A 20,877-nucleotide genomic window follows, 5' to 3' on the forward strand; every position below is an offset into this window, starting at 1 on the left:
GTCGGGCCGGCTTTCGGGCGGCTCGGCGGCTGCTCACCCGAACGACTTCGAGAAGTCGAGCTCCTCACTGCGCTCGGTCAGCGAGTACCAGTTGCCGTTGTCGTCACGGAAGATCGCCTCGATGCCGTACGGCCGCTCCTGCGGCTCCTGGATGAACTCCACCCCGCGTGCCTTGAAGGTCTCGTAGTCCCCCCGGCAGTCGTCGGTCCGGAACGCCCCGGCCCCGATGACGCCCTTCCCGACGAGCGTCTTCAGCGCCTCGGAGGACTCGGGGTCGAGGCCCGGCCCGTCGAGGCTCATCAGCGCGAGCTCGACGTCCGGCTGGTCCTTGGCGCCCACGGTGACCCATCGCATGTCGCCCATGGAAAGGTCGTTGCGCACCTCGAAACCGATCTTCTCGGTGAAGAAGGCCTTGGTGCGCTGCTGGTCAAACGTCCATACGGTGGTGATGCCGAGGCCCTTGATCATGACGGTGCCCTCCCGTGCTGTGGCTGGTTGTTCTCTCCGTCACGTTAGGCAGAGGCGCCATCAGGGGGCTTCTCCAAACTTGCTCTCCTGCCCTCCCCCTGCCGCTCCCCTTCGCGGCGCCGGAATCCCCCGGCCCACAACATCGCGTAGCACCCCGGTATCAACGCCGCTCCCCGCCCGACATGCTTCTCCCGGTACTCGGTCGGCGTCAGCCCGGTCCGCGCCTTGAACCGGGCCGAGAACGTGCCGAGGCTGCTGAACCCGACCAGATGACAGATCTCCGTCACGGTCAGATTGGCCCCCCGCAGATACTCCTCGGCCCGCTCGATCCGCCGGTGTGTCAGGTACTGCCCCGGCGTCTGCCCGTACGCCGCCTTGAACGCCCGCACGAAGTGATACCGCGAGTACCCGGCGTGCGCGGCAACGGCCTCCAGGTCGAGCCCCGGGTCGGCCCACTCCCGATCCATGGCGTCCTTCGCCAACCGCAACTGCCGCACCTTGCCCATGGCCCGATGGTGGCACGGCCCACTGACACCGCCCCTGGCCGCCGACCAAGGGGAAGGCCCCCGGGACGAAACGTCACCGAGGGCCCCACACGAACCGCCTGCTCAGACGGCCTCCACCACCACCGCCTTGGCCCCCGTGCCATCGCCGGCGGCAGAGCCCTCATCGGCGTCAGACGCCGGCCCCGCCCCCCGCAGCGGCTCCTCCTTGACGAACACAGCCGCCACAAGAGCCACCACAGCCACCACGGCTCCCAGCAGAAACGCGGAGTGCGTCCCGGCGGACACCGCATGCTGGTACGCCCCCCGCACAGCCTCCGGCAGCTTCGCCAGACTCGCCGCATCCAGCTGAGCCGACTGCTCGGTCACCCGTGCGCCCAGCGCCCCGCCCTGCTCGGACATGACGTCCTGCACGCGGCTGTTGAAGAGCGCCCCCATGATCGCGACCCCGAACGAGGACCCGAGCGTACGGAACAGCGTGGTGGACGAGGACGCGACACCCATGTCCTTCATCTCGACGCTGTTCTGTGCGACCAGCATGGTGATCTGCATCAGACAGCCCATGCCGAACCCGACGACGGCCATGAACACCCCGGACATGAACCGGCTCGTCCCGGTGTCCATCGTCGACAGCAGATAGAGCCCGACGACCATCAGCGCACTGCCGGCGATCGGGAACACCTTGTACCGCCCGGTGTTCGTGGTCACACGCCCGGCGACCATCGAGGTCACCAGCATCGCCCCGAGCATCGGCAGCAGCAGGAGCCCGGAGTTGGTGGCGGAAGCCCCCTGCACCGACTGCTGGTACAGCGGCAGGAACAACGTCGCCCCGAACATCACGAACCCGACGATGAATCCGATCACGGACATCAGAGTGAAGTTCCGGCTGCGGAAGATGTGCAGCGGCACCACCGGCTCCGCCGCCTTGGTCTGCCAGAACACGAACCCGACGAGCGCGGCGACCCCGATCCCGGTGAGCTCCATGATCCGCGCGGACGTCCACGCGTACTCCGTACCGCCCCATGTGGTCACCAGCACGATCGCGGTGATCCCCACGGTCAGCAGGCCGGCCCCGAGATAGTCGATCCTCGCCTGCGCCCGCTTCCTCGGCAGATGCAGCACGACACTGATCGCGGCGAGCGCCACGACCCCGAGCGGCAGGTTGATGTAGAAGGCCCAGCGCCAGCCCCAGTGGTCGGTGATGGTGCCGCCGACGAGCGGCCCGGCGATCATCGCGAGCGCCATCACGCCGGCCATCATGCCCTGGTACTTGCCCCGCTCACGCGGCGGAATCAGATCGCCGATGATCGCCATGACGCCGACCATCAGACCACCGGCACCCAGGCCCTGCACCGCCCGGAACGCGATGAGCTGCCCCATGTCCTGCGCCATGCCGCTCAGCGCGGAGCCGATGAGGAACAGCACGATCGACGCCATGAACACGCCCTTACGGCCGTACATGTCGCCGAGCTTGCCCCACAGCGGAGTGGAGGCCGCGGTCGCCAGCGTGTACGCCGTCACGACCCACGACAGATGTTCCAGCCCGCCCAGCTCGCCCACGATCGTCGGCATCGCGGTGCCCACGATCATGTTGTCGAGCATTGCGAGCATCATCGTGATCATCAGCGCGAGCAGCACGACGCGCACGCTCTTGGGCTGCTCGCCCGGTGACTCCGCCTCTGTGTCCACTGCTTTGGTGTCCGCCATGGTTCCCACTCCCCCGGCTACTTACTTGCCGACCGGCTAGTTGTCTACACTCAGGGAACCTAGGCGCGTAACTAGCCGGGCGTCAAGTAAGTTTTATGGAAAGCCGAGCCGTACGAGGATGGGTGGCACCATGGACGGCACCAAGCAGCGGCGCCGCGGGGACACCCGCCAGCGCATCCAGGACGTGGCCCTCGAACTCTTCGCCGAGCAGGGCTACGAGAAGACCTCCCTGCGCGAGATCGCCGAGCGCCTGGAGGTCACGAAAGCGGCCTTGTACTACCACTTCAAGACGAAGGAAGAGATCATCGTCAGCCTCTTCGAGGACCTGACGAAGCCGATCGAGGAACTGATCGAGTGGGGCAGGCAGCAGCCGCACACCCTTGAGACCAAGCAGGAGATCGTACGCCGCTACAGCAAGGTCCTGACCGACGCGTCACCGCTGTTCCGCTTCATGCAGGAGAACCAGGCGACGGTCCGCGATCTGAGCATCGGCGAGATGTTCAAGAACCGCATGCTCGGCATGCGCGACATCGTCATAGACCCGGACGCCGACCTGGTCGACCAGGTGCGCTGCATCAGCGCCCTGTTCACGATGCACGCCGGGATGTTCGTCATGAAGGACCTCGAAGGCGACCCCGAGGAGAAGCGCAAGGCCATCCTCGAGGTCGCCACGGACCTGATCACCCAGGCGCACAAGGGCGCCTGAACAACTCGGTCACTCAGATCTTCAGACCCTTGGCCCGCAGGAAGGACACGGGGTCGATGGCCGAGCCGTAGTTGGCGGACTTACGGACCTCGAAGTGCAGGTGCGGACCGCTGGAGTTACCGGTGCTGCCGGACTTGGCTATGTGCTGGCCGGTCTTGACGACCTGGCCGATCTTCACGTCGACGCGCGACAGGTGGGCGTACTGGGAGAAGGTCCCGTTGCCGTGCTTGATGACGACGGCGTTGCCGTACGCGGGACCGTCACCGGCGCCGTTGCCGCCGGCCTTGACGACCGTACCGCCGTGCGCGGCCATGACATCGGTGCCGTTCGGGACGGCGAAGTCCTGCCCGCTGTGGGTGGACTGCCACATGCCGCCGGCCTGCGCGTAGCTGGCGGACTTCGTGTACTTCTTCACCGGGCTGACCCAGGAGGCGGCCTTCTTGGCGGCGGCCTTCTTCGCGGCGGCACTCTGCGCCTGGACGGCGGTGGAGGCAGCGGGGGCGGAGCTCATCTCGGCAGCGACCGCGCCTCCGGCGCCCAGCACGACCGAGGCCCCCAGGCCGGCGGCCAGCACAGCCGCACGGGTGCGGAAGGTGGACGTACGGGACGAACGGAACGAGAAGCGCGGGGACATTCGAAACCTCACGGGGACGACGACAGAGAAAACCACCCGACTGCACAAGCAATCGCCGGATGGCCATCCCTTGGTAACCCCCGGCCCCCCGAACCCCAAAACCCCTTATCTACGACTAGCGCTAGTACTCCGCCCCAAAAATCCCCGCATCTTGACAGACCACCTAATACGGACGAACCAGCACTGACGCCAAAAGGTCTAGCCAGTTTTCATGCCTAACGTCCGATTTGCCTGTGACCCCCGTTTCCACTATTCCCGCTAGTAACGGACAAATCGCCTGTGCGGCATGTCACCGCCCTATGCAATCGGAAGACCCCGGAATGTGACGGGCACTACGCTGCTGCCCCTACCGACGAGGGGCTCAGGGGGAGGCCGCGTGGACCCGACGGTCATCGGCAGCAGGCTCGCGTCCGGCCTGGTGGGCCCGCTGGTGAAGCGGCTGTTCGTCCAGGAAGGGCCGGGGGCAGGGCTGGTCGGCAAGCCCGTACGGCTGTCGGCCCTGGTGTCGTTCCGGGGCGAGAAGCGGACGCTCGGCGAGCGGGATTTGGGCAAGCTCGTCCGTGAGCTGGTGGAACGGGCGGCGCGCGAGACGCGCGAGGCCCCCCTGGACGAGGGGGAGCTGGCAGCGGTCGCGGGCGCCTTGCAGCGGACCCTGCACGCGCTCGGCGATCTGGACCTGGACGACGTGGAGGCCGTACGGCTCGGCTACGAGGCGCTGGCCGAGCAGCTGCACACACAGGCGGGCGGCGACCGGCTGGTGCGGGACCTCAGCTACGACTCGACCTTCCTCTACTTCCGCCTCCTCAACAGCTCCTGCCTGCACATCCTGCACTTCTTCACCCAGCGGTCGACCTTTGTGCCCCGCACCCTCGTCGAGCAGAGCCGGCAGCTGGACCAGCTGATCCGGCTCACCGACGTCCTCGCGGATCGCCTCACCTCGCGCACGGCACAGGACGCGGCCTTCGAGCAGCAGTACGCGCGGTACCTCGCGACGAAGCACAGCCGTCTCACCATCTACGGCATCGACCTGGACGAATGCCGCGACTGGCCGCTCGACACGGCCTACCTGAGCCTGGAGGCCGCGCCGGACACCGAGATCAGCGCGCTGCCGGACGATCTGCCTGCGCTCGGCCGGCCCGCCTGCGCACCCCAGCCCGCCGAACAGGCCCTGGCGGGGCACGAGCGCGTGCTGCTGCGCGGAGTGGCCGGCTCCGGGAAGACCACCCTGGTGCAGTGGCTGGCGGTCAGCACCGCCCGCCAGGAAGAGCTGACCGGTCGGCTCGCCCATCTCATGGGCCGCGTGGCCTTCGTCCTGCCGCTGCGCACCCTCACCCGCTCGGGCGCCCGCCTCCCCGTCCCCAACGACTTCCTGAGCGCGGTCGGCTGCCCGGTCACCGGCTCCCAGCCGCCCGGTTGGGCGGACCGCGTGCTCGCCGCTGGACGCGGAGTGCTCCTGATCGACGGCGTCGACGAGGTCCCGGAAGAGGAACGCGCCCGTACCCGGCGCTGGCTCGCCGACCTCCTCGCAGCGTTCCCCGGCAACCTGTGGCTGGTGACCTCGCGGCCGTCCGCCGTACGGGACGACTGGCTGGCCGGCGAAGGCTTCACCGAGCTCACGCTCTCCCCCATGAGCCGCGACAACATCGCGGTGTTCGTCCGCCGCTGGCACGAGTCTGCGGGCGCGGACCCGGCGCTGGGCGAGGCGCTGCTGTCCTCCATGCGCACCAAGCAGGACCTGGGACGCCTGGCGACCAACCCGCTGATGTGCGCCCTGATCTGCGCCCTGCACCGCGAACGCCGGGGCTTCCTGCCGCGCGGCCGCAAGGCACTGTACGACGCCGCCCTGTCCATGCTCCTGGAACGCCGGGACCGCGAACGCGAACTGACGGTCGAGCTGGACGAGGAGTCCCAGGTCGAGTTGCTCCAACGGCTCGCGTACTGGCTGATCCGCAACGGCCGCGCGGAGATGGACCGCGCGGACGCCGTCCACCAGTTGGAGCGACTGCTGCCCTCGATGCCGTACGTCGCCGCCCAGGGCCCGGCCGAGGAGATCCTCCGGCATCTGCTGGTCCGCAGCGGCCTGCTGCGCGAACCGGCCGTCGATGCCGTGGACTTCGTCCACCGCACCTTCCAGGACTACCTGGGGGCACGGGCGGCCGTGGAGGAGCGGGACTTCGACGTCCTGGTCGCCCATGCGCACATGGATCAGTGGGAGGACGTGATCAGGATGGCGGTCGCTCATGCGCGGGCGGACGAGCGGGGGCGGCTGCTGACGGGGCTGGTGCAGCGGGGAGACCTGGAGCCGGGACATCGAGGACGGCTCCATCTGCTGGCCATGGCCTGTCTGGAGCACGCGCCGAAGCTGGACCCCGGGGTGCGGGCGGAAGTGGAGAGACGGGCGGGGAAGCTGATCCCGCCGCGCACTCAGGCCGAGGCTCGGGAGCTGGCCGATCTCGGTCCCATCGTGCTCGAGCTGCTGCCGGGTCCGGAGGGCCTGGACGAGACCTGCGCGGTGTACACCGTCGAGAGCGCGTGCCTGATCGGCGGGGATGCGGCGCTGTCGGTCCTGGTGCGCTACCGGGATCACGAGAGCCGGGCGGTCCGTAACCGACTGGGCCACCACTGGGACCGGTTCGACACCGGCACATACGCGAACGAGGTCATCCGCCACCTGCTGGAGGCGGGCAGGACGGACGTCGTCGTCCGTACGCCGGACGAGCTCGCCACGCTCAGCCGGCTGGGGAGCTACACCGATGTCACGGTGTCCGGCGATCTCAGCCCCGCTCAGATCCGGAGCGGTCTCGACGAGCGGAAACTCCGGAACCTGGAACTACGGCATGCTTCCGTCACCGACCTGAGTTTCCTCGGGCCGTACCGGAATCTTCGCCGACTCCATCTCCAGGACTGTCTGGAGCTCTCGTCCCTCGCCTCACTGCACGGGATACCTCTCGGCGTGCTGGTCCTGAACAACCTCCCCGCCCTTGAGGACATCAGCTCACTGCGCGCGCTCGCCGGGACGCCTCTGGAATGCCTCTTCCTGCCTGAGAACGCACGTGACCTCTCCGTGCTGGCCGAATTCCCGTCACTGAACGAACTCCGGTTGATGCTGAACAGTCCCGTCAGCCGGGAGAACTGGCGGTTCGTCACGTCCCTGCCGGAACTGGACAGCCTTTTCCTGAATCTCGACGAGCTCACAGATCTCGCGTCGAACGGCATCCGTCTGGAGAAGATGAGGTCGGTCGCCCTGGTCGTCCAGGACCTTCCGTCAGCCGATCTGCGGGATGTCGTCGCGGTGTTCCCCGAGATGACCGGCCTGAACGTGTACTTCGCCGAGGAGCTCGACCTGGCCCCACTGGCCGCTCACCCCCGGCTGAAACGGGTGAACACCTTCACCGCACGCCTTCTCAACGCCCACGAACTCCCCGCCGGCATCCACCTCGTGGCACCCGGCCCGCCGCACAGCGATGAATGATCGTCAGAACTAAGTGACGCACATCTCTAGCGACTTACCGCCCAGTAACCCTATCTTTCCCCTCACGCCATCCCCACCCACGAACATGCACGCGACAACAACACAGCGCACGTGACGTGAGAGGACCCCCACACATGACGCTTCGCCGCCCCTGGGCACGCCGTATAGCGGTCGGCACCGTCTCCGCGGCCGCCCTCGTGGCCCTCGCGGCCCCCGCCGACGCCGCGACCCCGGCCACCGCGACGAGCACCTCCAGCGCCACTGCCACGGCCACCGCCGCGGACGTCGACTACAACACCTGGCAGAACGACTGCCAGGCGGTGATGGACCAGGCGCTGCCCTACCTGAAGCAGCGGATCGCGAACACCAAGCCGGGTGAGAAGCAGGCGATCGTCTTCGACATCGACAACACCACCCTGGAGACGGACTTCGGCTTCAGCTACCCGCAGCCGGCCAACGAGCCGGTCCGGGAGGTCGCCGAGTACGCCCAGGAGCACGGCGTCTCCCTGTTCTTCGTGACCGCCCGCCCGGGCATCATCTACTCGGTGACCGACTACAACCTCGACTACCGCGGTTACGAGGTCTCCGGGTTGTATGTGCGCGGCTTCTTCGACCTCTTCAAGAACGTCGGCGACTACAAGACGGCCCAGCGCGTCGACATCGAGAAGAAGGGCTACACGATCATCGCGAACATCGGCAACAGCGCCACCGACCTGTCGGGCGGCCACGCCGAGAAGACGTACAAGCTGCCGGACTACAACGGGCAGCTTTCCTGACGGACCGTGCGCAAAACCGTGTGCAAAAGGGGCTGCCCCGGGACCAAGTCCCGGGGCAGCCCCTTTTGTTCAAGCAGAGCGCGCGGTTACGCGTCCTTGCTCAGGTTCGGACCGGTGCCACCGGCCGCCTGCTCGATCGGCGGGACGTCGGGCAGGGCCGCCTTCTCCTCACCGCGGAAGGTGAAGGTCTTGGTGTCGCCCTCGCCCTCGGTGTCCACGACCACGATGTGACCGGGACGCAGCTCGCCGAAGAGGATCTTCTCCGACAGCGAGTCCTCGATCTCGCGCTGGATCGTCCGGCGCAGCGGCCGGGCACCCAGCACGGGGTCGTAGCCCTTCTTGGACAGCAGCTCCTTGGCGGACTGGGAGAGCTCGATGCCCATGTCCCGGTCCTTCAGGCGCTCGTCCACCTTGCCGATCATCAGGTCGACGATCCGCAGGATGTCGTCCTGGGTCAGCTGCGGGAAGACGACCACGTCGTCGACGCGGTTGAGGAACTCGGGGCGGAAGTGCTGCTTGAGCTCGTCCGACACCTTGTTCTTCATGCGCTCGTAGTTGCTCTTCGTGTCACCCGAGGCGGCGAAGCCCAGGTTGAAGCCCTTGGAGATGTCCCGGGTGCCGAGGTTGGTCGTCATGATGATGACCGTGTTCTTGAAGTCCACGACCCGGCCCTGGGAGTCGGTCAGGCGACCGTCCTCCAGGATCTGCAGCAGCGAGTTGAAGATGTCCGGGTGGGCCTTCTCGACCTCGTCGAAGAGGACGACGGAGAACGGCTTGCGGCGGACCTTCTCGGTCAGCTGGCCGCCCTCTTCGTAGCCCACGTAGCCGGGGGGCGAACCGAAGAGACGCGAGACCGTGTGCTTCTCGCTGAACTCCGACATGTCGAGGGAGATCAGCGCGTCCTCGTCACCGAAGAGGAACTCGGCGAGCGCCTTGGACAGCTCGGTCTTACCGACACCGGACGGGCCGGCGAAGATGAACGAGCCACCGGGACGCTTCGGGTCCTTCAGACCGGCACGCGTACGGCGGATCGCCTTCGACAGCGCCTTGACGGCGTCGACCTGGCCGATGACCCGCTTGTGGAGCTCGTCCTCCATGCGCAGCAGGCGGGACGACTCCTCCTCCGTGAGCTTGAAGACCGGGATGCCGGTGGCGGTCGCGAGGACCTCGGCGATCAGCTCGCCGTCGACCTCGGCGACGACGTCCATGTCGCCGGCCTTCCACTCCTTCTCGCGCTTGGCCTTGGCGGCCAGGAGCTGCTTCTCCTTGTCGCGCAGGGAGGCGGCCTTCTCGAAGTCCTGCGAGTCGATCGCGGACTCCTTGTCGCGGCGCACGCCCGCGATCTTCTCGTCGAACTCGCGCAGGTCCGGCGGCGCGGTCATCCGGCGGATGCGCATCCGGGATCCGGCCTCGTCGATCAGGTCGATCGCCTTGTCCGGCAGGAAGCGGTCCGAGATGTACCGGTCGGCCAGGGTGGCGGCCTGGACCAGCGCCTCGTCCGTGATGGAGACCCGGTGGTGGGCCTCGTACCGGTCGCGCAGACCCTTGAGGATCTCGATCGTGTGCGGCAGGGACGGCTCGGCGACCTGGATGGGCTGGAAGCGGCGCTCGAGGGCCGCGTCCTTCTCCAGGTGCTTGCGGTACTCGTCCAGCGTGGTCGCACCGATGGTCTGCAGCTCACCGCGGGCCAGCATCGGCTTCAGGATGGAAGCCGCGTCGATGGCGCCCTCGGCGGCACCCGCACCGACCAGCGTGTGGAGCTCGTCGATGAACAGGATGATGTCGCCGCGGGTGCGGATCTCCTTGAGCACCTTCTTCAGGCGCTCCTCGAAGTCACCGCGGTAGCGGGAGCCGGCGACCAGCGCGCCGAGGTCGAGGGTGTAGAGGTGCTTGTCCTTGAGGGTCTCGGGCACCTCGCCCTTGACGATGGCCTGAGCGAGGCCCTCGACGACGGCGGTCTTGCCGACGCCGGGCTCACCGATCAGGACCGGGTTGTTCTTGGTACGGCGGGACAGCACCTGCATGACCCGCTCGATCTCCTTCTCGCGCCCGATGACCGGGTCGAGCTTGGACTCACGAGCGGCCTGGGTGAGGTTCCGGCCGAACTGGTCGAGGACCAGGGACGTCGAGGGGGTGCCCTCGGCAGGCCCGCCGGCGGTGGCGGTCTCCTTGCCCTGGTAGCCGGAGAGCAGCTGGATGACCTGCTGCCGCACCCGGTTGAGATCTGCGCCCAGCTTGACCAGGACCTGGGCGGCGACGCCCTCGCCCTCACGGATCAGGCCGAGCAGGATGTGCTCCGTGCCGATGTAGTTGTGGCCCAGCTGAAGGGCCTCGCGGAGCGACAGCTCCAGGACCTTCTTGGCACGGGGGGTGAAGGGGATGTGCCCGGACGGGGCCTGCTGCCCCTGCCCGATGATCTCCTCCACCTGCTGGCGGACCGCCTCGAGCGAAATCCCGAGGCTCTCAAGGGCCTTGGCGGCGACACCCTCACCCTCATGGATCAGGCCCAGGAGGATGTGCTCGGTGCCGATGTAGTTGTGGTTGAGCATCCGGGCTTCTTCCTGAGCCAGGACGACAACCCGCCGCGCGCGGTCGGTGAACCTCTCGAACATCGTTAATCGCTCCTCAGAGCGGTCAGGCAGTGGGGGGAACTTCCCCTCCCTGTCCTTCCGCAGCTTAGTCCCGCAAGCGGGGACCGCTCATTCCAACTGCCGACACCGTCGATGGCCTCCTGACCCCGAACGCCGACATCTGCTCCAACCCGATGGTGCGAGACGATGTTCCCGCAGGCCAGGCACTTACCCTCACCATCAGTACGCCGATGGCGAACGTGAGACCACCTTGCCTGCGTGTCGCCCCCTCCCACTAGGGATGTCTTACCCGCTGGGACTGACACTCCATGCCGCGCCCCCCGGTTCCCTCCGCTACGGGCGAACAACCTTGCGCCACCCCACACCCCCGCACGCCCCCCATTCGGACACTCAGCGCATTCGCCGGAACACCCAGCGTAACCCGCACGCCCATTCGGCGGTTGCACTTGGCATGGTCGGCACCCGCCCCAAGATCAACACGGACCTCGCCTCGATCCCCCTCCCCCGTCGGCCGCTCGATCCGAGCGATCAGGTCCGCCGGTGGTACGAGAACGAACTGGGCTGGCCGGTGGTGCCCGCCGCACCCGGAACCCCGCTGACCCTTCGCGTGGGCCTGCGCTTCGACGTCCTGGACGTCCCCACCGAGGCGGGCCGCGCGGCCCTGCGCCATCTGGCACCGGACTCCCCGGTGGCCGTCCAGGGCGACCGGATGCGGCTGCTCATGGCCGCGGGCAGCGCGGAGGAGGTGCCGGGGGTGCTGGACTGGCTGGAGTGGGGCGCGCTGCCCCTGGACCTGACGGCACTGGGTGAGGGCGACCTCATGGAGGCGCCGCTGCCGCCCGAGAGGCGGCCCGTCACGGCCGTGCGGCCGCTTGCTGTTCTCGGGTCACCGGCGCTGGTGCGGCATCTCGCAGCCGGGCCGGTCTCAGCGGGCCCGGGGCCGGCAGCGGCGGCCGTACGGTGTCCCGTCGATGCGGGACCTGGGGGAGCCGTACGGCGTCCTGGCCTGCCGGGGCAGTGCGGAGTGCGGTCGCTTCCCCTGGACCGCTCCGGTGCCGTGCAGGGGGCCGCCGTGTGGCTGCGGCCCCCCGAGCCTGGGGGCGAGGTCGACGCCTCGCTGCCGACGTTGTCGGCACTGGGGGGCGGTGGGGGCGCCCCCGATCTCGTGCGGGTTCTTGGCACGGTGGCAACGCACTGCCACCGCCTGGGACTGCGACGCGCGTGCGTGCAGCCTTCGGCCTGTCCGTAGACCAGGCATCGACCCGGATCAGGCGTTGGCCTTCTCGTATGCCTCGCGAATGGACGCCGGAACGCGGCCGCGGTCGTTGACCTCGTAACCGTTCTCCTTGGCCCACGCGCGGATCTGCGCGGTGTCCTGGCTGCCGCCGGAAGTGGCGCGCGCCTTTCCACGCCCACCCGAAGCACGGCCTCCGGTGCGACGACCGCCCTTCACGTAAGGCTCGAGAAGGCCGCGGAGCTTGTCCGCATTGCCGGTCGTGAGATCGATCTCGTACGTCTTGCCGTCCAGCGCGAACGTCACGGTCTCGTCCGCCTCGCCGCCGTCGAGGTCGTCGACAAGAAGGACCTGAACCTTCTGTGCCACCGGATTTCCTTTCATCGATAACTTGAGGGCCTGGGGTCTGCGGCGTCCGCCGTTTCGCCGTCCCCTGTTATATGCAGTACTGCAGTACGTCGGAAAGCAAACCGCTTTTGCTGGAAAAACACAAACCCCCGGGAGAGACTCACAGGCCGACTGCGGTCCGGAAACATGCGCGTTTCGGACATAGGGCACCTGGGCAGGGTCACCCGCCGGAATAGTGGGTGACGATCACAGATGCAGAAGCATCCGGCTGTTGCCCAAGGTGTTCGGTTTCACTCGTTCGAGACCGAGGAACTCCGCGACACCCTCGTCATAGGAACGCAGCAGCTCAGCGTAGACATCGGTGTCCACCGGCGTCTCGCCGATCTCGACGAAGCCGTGCTTGCCGAAGAAGTCCACTTCGAAGGTCAGACAGAAAACGCGGCGAACGCCGAGCCAGCGCGCGGTGTGCAGCAACTTCTCCAGCAACTGATGACCGACGCCGGCGCCCTTCAGACCGGGCTTCACTGCCAGCGTGCGGACTTCCGCCAGGTCTTCCCACATCACGTGCAGGGCCCCGGCGCCGACGACCTCGCCGTTGTCGTCCCGTTCCGCGACCCAGAACTCCTGGATGTCCTCGTAAAGCGTCACCGTGGCTTTGTCGAGCAGGATGCGACGCCGGACGTACTCGTCAAGGAGACGACGCACCGCCGGGACATCGCCGGTACGGGCCCGCCGGACGGTGATGGCTTTTGCGGTGACTTCTGGGCTCTGAGCCGCGGGGCTCTCGGCCGAGTGGCTCTCTGCGGACATGAGCGGACGCTATCGCCCGTCGGGCTCCGGTGCCGAGGCGGGGTTCTCGGGGGCGGTATCGGTACGGGTATCCGGGGCGGTATCGGTGCTGGTATCGCCGCCGGTATCGGTGCTGGTGGTATCGGTGCTGGTGGTATCGGTGCCCGTAACGCGGTGTGTATCCGGTGCTTCCGTGGGTTCGGGCGTTTCCGGGCCCTGGACGATGCGTACGGCGTTGCGCAGGGCCTGGCGCTGTTCCTCGCTCATCATGCCGAAGAAGGCGACGAGTGCGGCGGCGGGGTTGTCGCTCTGCGACCAGGCGTCGTTCATCAGGGCGGCGGCGTAGGCGGCTCGGGTGGAGACCGCCTCATATCGATAGGCCCGGCCTTCCGACTCGCGGCGTACCCAGCCCTTCTGATGGAGATTGTCCAAAACGGTCATCACCGTGGTGTACGCGATGGACCGTTCCTGCTGAAGATCTTCCAGGACTTCTCGAACGGTCACCGGGCGGTTCCACTTCCACACCCGCGTCATGACCGCGTCTTCGAGTTCTCCCAATGGGCGAGGCACAGCTCGCACAATAGTGGGAGATCTTGGTGTTGGCGTGCCGAACGTGCTCTTTCTCCGGCAAACAGGAAGAAAAAGGGCGTACGACTCGGAAAGCGGTGAGCTTGGAGTCGTACGCCGTCGTACGCCGTCGGGTCAGGCGTCCGGGGTCGCCGAGGCCTGGCGGGTGCCCTCCACGCGCGCGAGGGCGGCGTCCACGGCCGCGTCCTCCTTGGCCTTGTTGGCTCCGCCCTGGGTCTTCACGATCACCCTGATCACACCGATGAAGAACACGGCCATGACGGCCGGGGGGAGGAGTGCGGAGACGTAGTCCATGCGTCCAGGGTAGCCAGGGGGTGCGGGCGGGTGGGGCGGGGGTTGGAGGTTGTGGGGTGGTCGCGTTGTGGGGTGGTCGCGTTGTGGGGTGGTTCGCGTCTCAGCCTGCGGCCAGTTGCTGGGGCGGGTTCGCGGGGGGTGGGGTCGGTTTGCGGCGGGGGAAGACCTCGCCGGGGGTGGGGATGGGGCGCGTCGGCTTGGGGGCGGGTGTGCGCTCGGGGCCGGGGTCCGGTTTGGGCGTGGCCGGCTTTTCTGCCGGCTTCTTCCGGGGCGGCTGGGCGGGGTCCTGGCCGGCTGCCTGCGCCGGGAGGTCGATCGGGGGGCGGGGGCGCTCGTCGGAGAGGCCTCCGGGGAGGGCCAGGAGGTGCGTACGGGACGCGGGGATGGCCGGCTTGGCAGGAGTGGCCGGGCGGGCCGCGTCGCGCGCGAGGCGGGCTTGTACGTCCTGTTCCGCCAGTGCCTGGCAGCGGGTGAGGAGGGCGGCCGCGGTGGGGTTGCCGCGCAGGGCGCGCAGGGCCGCGAGGTCCTCGGCGGTCGGGGGGTGCCCGGCGGCGAGCGCCTCCTCCAGGAGGGTGAGGTAGCCGGCTGCGGTGCCGGGGAGGGCGGCGCGGTAGCGGGCGAGGTCGGCCGTCAGGAAGGCGCGCAGCCGGGCGCCCTCGCGCATTGCCTCGTCTAGCGACTCTGCGAGGCGGAGGCAGTCCTGGACCTCCTGGGCCGAGGCGGGGCTGGGGTGTAGGGCGAGGGCGAGAGCGCGACGGAGCACACGCAGCTCCTCCGCGCCGAACGCCATGGCGCCGCGGGATCCGTATGGCGTGGGCATGGGCTGACGATACGCGCTAATCAGACAAACGCGGCATAGGTGGGGTGGGTGTGGCGTGGGAGCCACTCGGGAGACGGGGGGTGCGATGCCTGCGGCGGCCTGTGGCTGTTTCGGTGGGGGTTCGCGTAGCGCCTGCGGGTGTGTGGTGGGTCGGGGCCGTGCCGGGGGGTGTCCGTCCTCGGACCGGCGGTTGGGGTTGGGCAGAGGGGTGCCGTTTCTTGACGCCGGCCACTGCGGGCGGACACCCCCCGGCACGTCCCCTTGCCGCCGTACGCGGGTGCGGCGCCGCGGGGGTACGCGCTCGACACCGGTAGGGGGCTGCGCCGGTCACCTTTCAGCGCCGGTCAAGATCATTCAGCCCGTTGGGGGAAGCAGGCGCCCAGGGCCAGCGGGGTCACATGCGGGACACGTTGCGTTCGTAGACCAGGCGGAGGCCGATCAAGGTCAGCCACGGCTCGTGTTCGTCGATGACCGAGGATTCGCCCAGGACCATGGGGGCCAGACCCCCCGTGGCGATGACCGTGACGTCGTCGGGGTCGTCGGCGAGTTCTCGGGACATGCGGTTGACCACGCCGTCCACCTGGCCGGCGAAGCCGTAGATGATGCCGGACTGCATGGCCTCGACGGTGTTCTTGCCGATGACGCTGCGGGGGCGGGCCACCTCGATCTTGCGGAGCTGGGCGCCCCTGACGCCGAGGGCCTCGACCGAGATCTCGATGCCGGGGGCGATGACACCGCCGATGTACTCGCCGCGCGCGCTCACCGCGTCGAACGTCGTCGCCGTACCAAAGTCGACGACGATGGCCGGGCCGCCGTAGAGGTCGACGGCCGCCACCGCGTTGATGATGCGGTCGGCGCCGACCTCCTTGGGGTTGTCCGTGAGGATCGGGACGCCCGTCTTCACGCCCGGTTCGACGAGGACCGCGGGGACGTCGCCGTAGTAACGGCGGGTCACCTCGCGGAGCTCGTGAAGGACCGAGGGGACCGTGGCGCAGATGGCGATTCCGTCGATGCCGTCGCCCAGCTCGTCGCCGAGGAGCGGGTGCATGCCCATCAGGCCCTGGAGCAGGACCGCCAGCTCGTCGGCGGTGCGGCGGGCGTCCGTCGAGATGCGCCAGTGCTCGACGATGTCCTCGCCGTCGAACAGGCCGAGGACGGTGTGCGTGTTGCCTACGTCGATCGTGAGGAGCATGCCCGGCCCTACTCCGCCGCTCGCAGGTCCAGGCCGATGTCCAGGATCGGCGAGGAGTGGGTGAGGGCCCCCACGGCCAGGTAGTCGACGCCCGTGTCCGCGTACGCCTTGGCGTTGGCCAGGGTGAGGCGGCCCGATGCTTCGAGTGCCGCCCTGCCGTGCACGATCGACACCGCCTCCTCGCACTCGCCCGGCGTGAAGTTGTCCAGGAGGATCAGGTCCGCGCCCGCGTCCACCACTTCGCGGAGTTGGTGGAGGGTGTCCACCTCGACCTCGATCGCGAGGTCCGGGAAGGCTTCGCGGACAGCCTTGAAGGCCTGGCTCACGCCGCCCGCCGCCAGGACGTGGTTGTCCTTGACCAGGGCCGCGTCCGACAGCGACATGCGGTGGTTCACGCCGCCGCCGCAGCGGACCGCGTACTTCTCCAGGGCGCGCAGACCGGGGGTGGTCTTGCGGGTGTCCCGGACCCTCGCCTTCGTGCCGTCCAGTACGTCCGCCCACGCGCGCGTGGCCGTGGCGATGCCCGACAGGCGGCAGAGGATGTTCAGCGCGCTGCGCTCGGCCGTCAGGAGGTCGCGGGTGCGGGTGGTGATCGAGAGAAGCCTCTGGCCCTCCGTCACGCGGTCGCCGTCCTCCACGTGGCGCTCCACCTCGAACTCGTCCTCGCAGACGATCGAGACCACCGCCTCGGCGACCCTGAGGCCCGCCACGACGCCCGCCTCACGCGCGACGAAGTCGGCGGTGGCGACGGCCTCTTCGGGGATGGTCGCGACCGTCGTCACGTCCACGCCGTGCGCCAGGTCCTCCTGGATGGCGACGTTGGCGATGTCCTCGACCTCGACCGGGTCGAGGCCCGCGTCGGCCAGGAGCTGGGCGAGCGCGGGGTCGAGGCCGCACTCCAGGTACTCCTCGTCGGCACCGCAGGCGCAGTCGTCGCCGCAGCCGCCGGTCGAGGCGAGGGGAAGGTCGGGGGTGGTCACTGCTGTCACTGCTCCTGGGGACGGGTCGGGGGGAAGTCTGCGGTGTCTGTGGTGTGCACGGCCAGTGTGCGGTCCGGGTTCAGGCGTACGACGATGTGGCGGCGCCACGTCGCGTCGTCGCGGTCGGGCTCGTCCTCGCGCCAGTGGCAGCCCCGGGTCTCCTCGCGCAGCTGCGCCGCGGCCACCAGGACCCGGGCCACGCAGAGGAGGTTCGTGGCCTCCCATGTGTCCACGCCGGGCTCGGCCGTCTTGCCGTTCTCGGCGAGGGCGTCACGGGCCTGGGTGTGCAGCTGCTGGATCTGCTCGGCCGCCTTGGCGAGGGAGTCCGCGGAGCGCAGGACTCCGGCGCCGTCGGTCATCGTTCGCTGGATCGCGAAGCGGGCCTCGGGGGCGAGCAGCGGGTGCTCGGGAGTCTCGGGGTACGGCACCGGGTGCGGCACGCGCGCGTGGAGGCCGTTGGCCGCACGGGCGGCCGCGATGTCGGCCACGATGCGCTCGGCGTAGACCAAGCCTTCGAGGAGTGAGTTGGAGGCCAGGCGGTTGGCACCGTGCACGCCCGTGCAGGCGACCTCGCCGCACGCGTACAGGCCGGGGACGGTCGTCCGGCCCTGGGAGTCGGTGCGTACGCCGCCGGAGGCGTAGTGGGCGGCCGGGGCGATCGGGATGGGGCTGGTGACCGGGTCGATGCCGTTCGCGCGGCAGGCGGCGAGGATCGTCGGGAAACGGTGCTCCCACATGTCGGCGCCGAAGTGGCGGGCGTCGAGGAACATGTGTTCCGCGTCCTGCTCCTGCATGCGTCGCATGATGCCCTTGGCGACGATGTCCCGGGGGGCGAGTTCGGCGAGTTCGTGCTGTCCGACCATGAAGCGCACGCCGTCGGCGTCGACCAGGTGGGCGCCCTCGCCGCGTACGGCCTCGGAGACCAGGGGCTGCTGGCCCTCCGCGTCCGGGCCCAGGAAGAGGACGGTGGGGTGGAACTGGACGAATTCCAGGTCGCTCACCTCGGCGCCCGCGCGGAGCGCCAGGGCCACGCCGTCGCCGGTCGAGACCGACGGGTTCGTCGTCGCCGAGAAGACCTGGCCCATGCCGCCGGTCGCGAGGACGACCGCGGGCGCGTGGACCGCGCCCACGCCGTCGTGCTGGCCCTCGCCCATGACGTGCAGGGTGACGCCCGCCGTACGGCCCTCGGCGTCCGTCAGGAGGTCGAGGACGAGTGCGTTCTCGATCGTGCGCATGCCACGCGCGTGTACCGCCTCGACCAGGGCGCGGGAGATCTCCGCACCGGTCGCGTCCCCGCCTGCGTGGGCGATACGGCGGCGGTGGTGGCCGCCCTCGCGAGTGAGCTCCAGGCCGCCTTCCTCCGACTCGTCGAAGTGGGCACCGGTCTCGATGAGGCGGCGTACGGCGTCGGGGCCCTCGGTGACGAGGATGCGGACCGCGTCCTCGTCGCACAGGCCCACGCCCGCGACCAGGGTGTCGTCGAGGTGCTGTTCGGGGGTGTCGCCCTCGCCGAGGGCCGCGGCGATGCCGCCCTGGGCCCAGCGCGTGGAGCCGTCGTCGAGGCGGGCCTTGGTGACGACGACGGTCGTCAGGCCGGCGGCCTCGCAGCGCAGGGCGGCGGTGAGGCCCGCGACGCCGGAGCCGACGACGACGACGTCCGCGGTGATGGACCACCCGGGCGCGGGCGCGTGCAGTCGTATGCCTGTGCTGGTCACGAGGCGGCTCCGAAGGTGAGAGGGAGGTTGTCGATCAGCCGGGTCGCCCCGACCCGGGCGGCGACGGCGAGGACGGCCTCGCCGGTGAAGTCGTCCTCGACCTCGGTGAAGTCGGACGGGTCGACGAGCGCGAGGTAGTCCAGTTCGAGCGGCGGGTCGAGGCGGGCGGCCTCGTCGAGGAGCATGCGGGCGGCTGCGCGGATGGCCGCCGGGGCGCCGGGGACCGCCTTGGCGACGGCGTGCGCGTCGGCCGCCGCGCGGGACTCCCCTATGGCGCTGAGCGCTTCCGCACGCGCGCGTGTGGCGGGCACTTCGCGTGCCCGCGCGCGCAACGCCTCCTGTGCCGCGTGCCGGTCACGGCCGGCGAAGAGGGCCTGGGACAGCGCGAGTGCGGTGTGCCGCTCCTTGGGCGAGAGGTAGCGGTTGCGGCTGGAGAGCGCGAGGCCGTCCTCCTCGCGCACGGTCGGGACGCCCACGATCTCGACGCCGAAGTTCAGGTCGCGCACCATGCGGCGGATCAGGGCGAGTTGCTGGGCGTCCTTCTGGCCGTACAGGGCGACGTCGGGTCGGGTGAGGTGGAGCAGCTTGGCGACGACGGTGAGCATGCCGTCGAAGTGGCCGGGGCGCGAGGCGCCCTCCAGGCTGTCGCCCATGGGGCCGGCGCTGATGCGCACCTGGGGCCGGCCGCCCGGGTAGACCTCGTCCACGGAGGGCGCGAACACGGCGTCGGCGCCCGCCTGTTCGGCGATCTTCAGGTCGGCGTCCAGGGTGCGCGGGTAGCGGTCGAGGTCCTCGCCCTCGCCGAACTGCAAGGGGTTCACGAAGACGGTGACGACGACCTCGCCCTGCGGGCCGGCGATCGTGCGCGCGGTGCGGATCAGGGTGGCGTGACCCTCGTGCAGGGCGCCCATGGTCATCACGACGGCACGGCGGCCGGCACGCGTGCGTGCGTGCAGTTCGTCGGCGGTGCGCAGCAGGGTCGTCATCGGGCATCTCCCTCGGCGCCGTCGGTCCCGTCTGCGAGTACCCCGAGGAGGTCCTCGGCGAGCTCCGGCTTGAGCAGTCCGTGGGCGAGCGCCCGGTCGGCGGTCGCACGCGCCATCGCCAGGTAGCCGGCGACGGCCTGCGGGGCGTGCCTGCGCAGTTCCGTGACGTGCGCGGCGACGGTGCCCGCGTCCCCGCGCGCGACGGGGCCGGTCAGGGCCGCGTCGCCGGAGCGCAGGGCGTTGTCGAGGGCGGCGCCGAGCAGCGGGCCGAGCATCCGGTCGGGGGCCGCCACGCCCGCCTCGCGCAGCAGCTCCATGGACTGGGCGACGAGCGTCACCAGGTGGTTCGCGCCCAGCGCGAGCGCCGCGTGGTAGAGCGGGCGCCTCTCCTCGGCGATCCACTCGGGTTCGCCGCCCATCTCGATGACGAGGGCCTCGGCGGCCAGCCGCAGCTCCTCGGGCGCGGTGACGCCGAAGGAGCACCCGGCCAGGCGCTGGACGTCCACGGGAGTGCCGGTGAAGGTCATCGCCGGGTGCAGGGCCAGCGGCAGGCCGCCCGCGCGCAGGGCGGGGTCCAGGACCTTCGCGCCGTACCGCCCGGAGGTGTGCACCAGCAGCTGCCCCGGGCGTACGGCACCGGTCTCGGCGAGGCCCTCGACCAGCCCGGGCAGCGTGTCGTCCGGGACGGTCAGCAGCACCAGCTCGGCGCGGGCCAGCACCTCGGCGGGCGGCACGAGCGGCACCTCGGGGAGCAGCTGCGCGGCCCGTCGCCGGGAGGCGTCGGAGACCGCGGAGACGGCCACCGGGCGGTGCCCGGCGAGCTGGAGGGACGCGGCGAGTGCGGGGCCCACGCGGCCGGCGCCGACGACACCGACAGTGAGCCGCGCGGGGCGGTCCCTGGGATCTGGCTGTTGGCTTGTACTCACTCGACGGCGGCCTTCCCGTTCCAGTCCGCTCCGGGTACCGGACGATTTCTCGTCATGTTAACGCGATTGGTTCGAGAGGCGTTCGGTTGTCCACAGGCTGTGGGTTTCCACACGCCCCGCATGCCCCTGCGGAGCCGCCCCGCGCGCG

The 20,877-nt window shown here is 69.5% G+C and carries 19 protein-coding genes; 4 read left to right on the plus strand and 15 right to left on the minus strand.

Features of this window, described 5'->3' with window-relative positions; genetic code table 11:
• Positions 1-33 precede the first annotated feature (33 nt).
• The 3 genes from OG331_RS22385 to OG331_RS22395 form a co-directional block, all read right to left on the minus strand.
• On the minus strand, positions 34-468 hold the full coding sequence (locus OG331_RS22385) for a VOC family protein (RefSeq protein ID WP_362383986.1): 435 nt from the start codon (positions 466-468) through the stop codon (positions 34-36).
• 44 nt (positions 469-512) lie between these two features.
• The gene (locus OG331_RS22390; protein WP_406198948.1) at positions 513-974 is read right to left on the minus strand and encodes a helix-turn-helix transcriptional regulator; all 462 of its coding nucleotides are present in this window, start codon (positions 972-974) and stop codon (positions 513-515) included.
• A gap of 102 nt (positions 975-1,076) precedes the next feature.
• Positions 1,077-2,678 carry an MDR family MFS transporter gene (locus OG331_RS22395; RefSeq protein ID WP_406198951.1) on the minus strand — a complete coding sequence of 534 codons (1,602 nt, stop codon included), beginning with the start codon at positions 2,676-2,678 and terminating at the stop codon, positions 1,077-1,079.
• Between the two features lie 130 nt (positions 2,679-2,808).
• Here OG331_RS22395 and OG331_RS22400 point away from each other — a divergent pair, with 130 nt between their 5' ends.
• Complete coding sequence (locus tag OG331_RS22400; protein ID WP_406198954.1) at positions 2,809-3,384, plus strand: TetR/AcrR family transcriptional regulator; 576 nt, start codon at positions 2,809-2,811, stop codon at positions 3,382-3,384.
• A 13-nt stretch (positions 3,385-3,397) separates the two neighbouring features.
• Here OG331_RS22400 and OG331_RS22405 read toward each other — a convergent pair whose 3' ends face one another.
• Positions 3,398-4,018 (minus strand): M23 family metallopeptidase, encoded by a 621-nt coding sequence (locus tag OG331_RS22405; protein ID WP_406198956.1) that lies wholly within the window; start codon positions 4,016-4,018, stop codon positions 3,398-3,400.
• A 376-nt stretch (positions 4,019-4,394) separates the two neighbouring features.
• Here OG331_RS22405 and OG331_RS22410 point away from each other — a divergent pair, with 376 nt between their 5' ends.
• Positions 4,395-7,490: an NACHT domain-containing protein gene (locus tag OG331_RS22410; RefSeq protein WP_406198958.1), complete on the plus strand. Its 3,096-nt coding sequence runs from the start codon at positions 4,395-4,397 to the stop codon at positions 7,488-7,490.
• 134 nt (positions 7,491-7,624) lie between these two features.
• Positions 7,625-8,266 carry an HAD family acid phosphatase gene (locus OG331_RS22415; RefSeq protein ID WP_406198960.1) on the plus strand — a complete coding sequence of 214 codons (642 nt, stop codon included), beginning with the start codon at positions 7,625-7,627 and terminating at the stop codon, positions 8,264-8,266.
• An 86-nt stretch (positions 8,267-8,352) separates the two neighbouring features.
• Here the strand turns inward: OG331_RS22415 and OG331_RS22420 are convergent, their stop codons facing one another.
• Positions 8,353-10,878 carry an ATP-dependent Clp protease ATP-binding subunit gene (locus OG331_RS22420; protein ID WP_328880129.1) on the minus strand — a complete coding sequence of 842 codons (2,526 nt, stop codon included), beginning with the start codon at positions 10,876-10,878 and terminating at the stop codon, positions 8,353-8,355.
• 430 nt (positions 10,879-11,308) lie between these two features.
• Between OG331_RS22420 and OG331_RS22425 the strand changes: the two genes are divergently transcribed.
• Positions 11,309-12,106 carry an SCO3374 family protein gene (locus OG331_RS22425; RefSeq protein ID WP_406198962.1) on the plus strand — a complete coding sequence of 266 codons (798 nt, stop codon included), beginning with the start codon at positions 11,309-11,311 and terminating at the stop codon, positions 12,104-12,106.
• An 18-nt stretch (positions 12,107-12,124) separates the two neighbouring features.
• Here OG331_RS22425 and OG331_RS22430 read toward each other — a convergent pair whose 3' ends face one another.
• The 10 genes from OG331_RS22430 to OG331_RS22475 all read right to left on the minus strand — a co-directional run bounded on the left by OG331_RS22430 (position 12,125) and on the right by OG331_RS22475 (position 20,729).
• Positions 12,125-12,460 carry an Lsr2 family protein gene (locus tag OG331_RS22430; protein ID WP_328425060.1) on the minus strand — a complete coding sequence of 112 codons (336 nt, stop codon included), beginning with the start codon at positions 12,458-12,460 and terminating at the stop codon, positions 12,125-12,127.
• A 225-nt stretch (positions 12,461-12,685) separates the two neighbouring features.
• The gene (locus tag OG331_RS22435; RefSeq protein ID WP_328425062.1) at positions 12,686-13,249 is read right to left on the minus strand and encodes an amino-acid N-acetyltransferase; all 564 of its coding nucleotides are present in this window, start codon (positions 13,247-13,249) and stop codon (positions 12,686-12,688) included.
• A gap of 9 nt (positions 13,250-13,258) precedes the next feature.
• Positions 13,259-13,762: a BlaI/MecI/CopY family transcriptional regulator gene (locus OG331_RS22440; RefSeq protein ID WP_406198966.1), complete on the minus strand. Its 504-nt coding sequence runs from the start codon at positions 13,760-13,762 to the stop codon at positions 13,259-13,261.
• Positions 13,763-13,930: 168 nt separating this feature from the next.
• Positions 13,931-14,110 carry a hypothetical protein gene (locus OG331_RS22445; RefSeq protein ID WP_328425066.1) on the minus strand — a complete coding sequence of 60 codons (180 nt, stop codon included), beginning with the start codon at positions 14,108-14,110 and terminating at the stop codon, positions 13,931-13,933.
• Positions 14,111-14,210: 100 nt separating this feature from the next.
• The gene (locus OG331_RS22450; RefSeq protein WP_406210200.1) at positions 14,211-14,900 is read right to left on the minus strand and encodes a hypothetical protein; all 690 of its coding nucleotides are present in this window, start codon (positions 14,898-14,900) and stop codon (positions 14,211-14,213) included.
• Positions 14,901-15,324: 424 nt separating this feature from the next.
• Positions 15,325-16,122: a type III pantothenate kinase gene (locus OG331_RS22455; protein WP_406198969.1), complete on the minus strand. Its 798-nt coding sequence runs from the start codon at positions 16,120-16,122 to the stop codon at positions 15,325-15,327.
• 8 nt (positions 16,123-16,130) lie between these two features.
• A complete protein-coding gene (gene nadC / locus OG331_RS22460) occupies positions 16,131-17,102 on the minus strand; it encodes a carboxylating nicotinate-nucleotide diphosphorylase (RefSeq protein WP_406198971.1) in 972 nt (323 codons plus the stop codon).
• A gap of 5 nt (positions 17,103-17,107) precedes the next feature.
• The gene (locus OG331_RS22465; protein WP_406198974.1) at positions 17,108-18,817 is read right to left on the minus strand and encodes an L-aspartate oxidase; all 1,710 of its coding nucleotides are present in this window, start codon (positions 18,815-18,817) and stop codon (positions 17,108-17,110) included.
• Entirely contained in the window at positions 18,814-19,803 is a 990-nt protein-coding gene (panC, locus tag OG331_RS22470; protein ID WP_406198976.1) for a pantoate--beta-alanine ligase, read from the minus strand. Before panC ends, OG331_RS22465 begins: the two co-directional genes overlap by 4 nt.
• On the minus strand, positions 19,800-20,729 hold the full coding sequence (locus OG331_RS22475) for a Rossmann-like and DUF2520 domain-containing protein (protein WP_406198978.1): 930 nt from the start codon (positions 20,727-20,729) through the stop codon (positions 19,800-19,802). Before OG331_RS22475 ends, panC begins: the two co-directional genes overlap by 4 nt.
• Between the last annotated feature and the right edge of the window lie 148 nt (positions 20,730-20,877).

The organism is Streptomyces sp. NBC_01017 (assembly GCF_045162795.1).
In the GTDB taxonomy this organism is placed as follows: Bacteria; Actinomycetota; Actinomycetes; order Streptomycetales; family Streptomycetaceae; genus Streptomyces; species Streptomyces machairae.